This is a genomic window from uncultured Limnohabitans sp., assembly GCF_937889215.1.
GTDB lineage: Bacteria > Pseudomonadota > Gammaproteobacteria > Burkholderiales > Burkholderiaceae_C > Limnohabitans_A.
The window spans coordinates 1-1509 of record NZ_CALBEX010000060.1 but is presented as its reverse complement, the minus strand read 5'-3'; the positions used below and the strand labels follow the sequence as shown (position 1 = coordinate 1509).

At 55.2% G+C, this 1509-nt stretch carries 4 protein-coding genes; all 4 read left to right on the top strand.

Going from position 1 to position 1509, the window contains the following annotated elements; all coding sequences use genetic code 11:
* The coding region (locus Q0341_RS01430) for a dTDP-4-dehydrorhamnose 3,5-epimerase family protein (protein WP_299510054.1) at positions 1 to 137 on the top strand (137 nt) is incomplete at its 5' end.
* Between the two features lie 65 nt (positions 138 to 202).
* Positions 203 to 397, top strand: a complete 195-nt coding sequence (locus Q0341_RS01425) for a type II toxin-antitoxin system VapB family antitoxin (protein WP_299510052.1) — start codon at positions 203 to 205, stop codon at positions 395 to 397.
* The gene (locus Q0341_RS01420) at positions 394 to 765 is read left to right on the top strand and encodes a type II toxin-antitoxin system VapC family toxin (protein WP_299510050.1); all 372 of its coding nucleotides are present in this window, start codon (positions 394 to 396) and stop codon (positions 763 to 765) included. The genes Q0341_RS01425 and Q0341_RS01420 overlap by 4 nt, the downstream gene beginning before the upstream one ends.
* Before the next feature lie 16 nt (positions 766 to 781).
* Positions 782 to 1509, top strand: a 728-nt coding sequence (locus Q0341_RS01415; RefSeq protein WP_299510048.1) for an ABC transporter permease, incomplete at its 3' end; no start/stop codon positions are given.

Sequence of the window (1509 nt, the reverse complement as noted above, 5' to 3'; positions counted from 1 at the left end):
ACGCCCCCGCGCACGAGCGCTGCATCGCCTGGAACGACCCGGCCATCGGCATCACCTGGCCCCAAGGCATGACGCCACAACTCTCGGCCAAAGACCAAGCAAGTTTGATGCTGTCGCAGGCCGAAGTGTTTGCTTGAAATTGCACAAAGCATCAATTGAAGAATAAAATGATTCGTATTTTGATGCCCAAAGGACCCAAGCCATGCGAACCACATTGACACTGGACGATCAATTGCTGGCTCAAGCCCAGAAAATCAGTGGCCTGACAGAGCGCACTCAACTGCTGCGCGAAGCACTTTTGGCGCTGGTGCAGCGCGAAAGCGCCCATCGCCTGGCGCAACTTGGCGGCACTGAACCTCAGCTCATGCCCGTAGCCAGGCAACAATCGGCCACATGATTTTGGTAGACACCTCCGTTTGGGTGGACCACCTGCGCCAGGGCGAGCCATTGTTGGTTCAGTCCCTGATGCAAACACAAGTGACGACCCACCCCTTTGTTGTGGGGGAACTGGCTTGTGGCAACTTGAAGAACCGACAAACAGTGATTGAACTGCTGCAAGCACTGCCCCCCGTGAAATCCGCCCTCGATCATGAAGTCATGCACTTCATTGAAAGTAAGGGCCTCATGGGCAAAGGCATTGGTTATATCGACGCTCACCTCTGTGCCAGTGCATTGATCTCAGGCGTGAAGCTTTGGACCCGCGATAAAAGACTGCACGGCATTGCCCAAACGCTCAATTGCGCATGGGCTGAACCCGTTCACTGAATAATAAACAATAACAATGCAAAACTTCTCCGCATCTCCCCGCGAGATGGTCGCCAGCCTTTGGCGCAACAAAGGGTTGATCCGAAACCTGATTCACCGCGAAGTCGTTGGCCGTTACAAAGGCTCCATGCTGGGCATCTTCTGGTCGCTGGCCAATCCCATCTTCATGCTGGCGGTCTACACCTTCGTGTTCAGCGTCGTCTTCAAGGCACGCTGGGGCGGTGGCAGTGACTCCAAAACCGAGTTCGCACTGTTGCTGTTTGCCGGTCTCATCATCTTTAACCTGTTTTCTGAATGCATCGGCCGTGCACCGGGGTTGATTTTGGCCAACGTCAACTACGTCAAAAAAGTGGTCTTCCCACTCGAAGTGCTGCCTTGGGTCAGCATAGGCAGCGCCTTGTTCCAGTTTGTGGTCAGCCTAGGCGTGTGGCTGGTGGCGTATCTGGCGCTGTTTGGTGTGCCGCACTGGCATGTGCTGCTACTGCCCTTGGTGTTGGGGCCGCTGGTGCTGTTTGTCATGGGCCTGAGTTGGGCATTGGCTTCTTTGGGCGTGTATCTGCGCGATGTTGGCCAGATCATTGGCTTGGTCATCACGGTGCTCATGTTTTTGACGCCCATTTTCTACCCTGCATCGTCACTGCCGCCCGCCTATCAGCCGCTGATGTTTTTGAACCCGCTGACGCCCCCCATCGAAATGGCGCGAGACCTGCTCTATTGGGGCCAAATGCCCAATATGACCCTGCT

What these genes read in the sequence shown, in the direction of transcription:
- Q0341_RS01420 (WP_299510050.1), top strand. Translation starts at nt 394, where the DNA reads ATGATTTTGGTAGACACCTCCGTTTGGGTGGACCACCTGCGCCAGGGC.
- Q0341_RS01425 (WP_299510052.1), top strand. Translation starts at nt 203, where the DNA reads ATGCGAACCACATTGACACTGGACGATCAATTGCTGGCTCAAGCCCAG.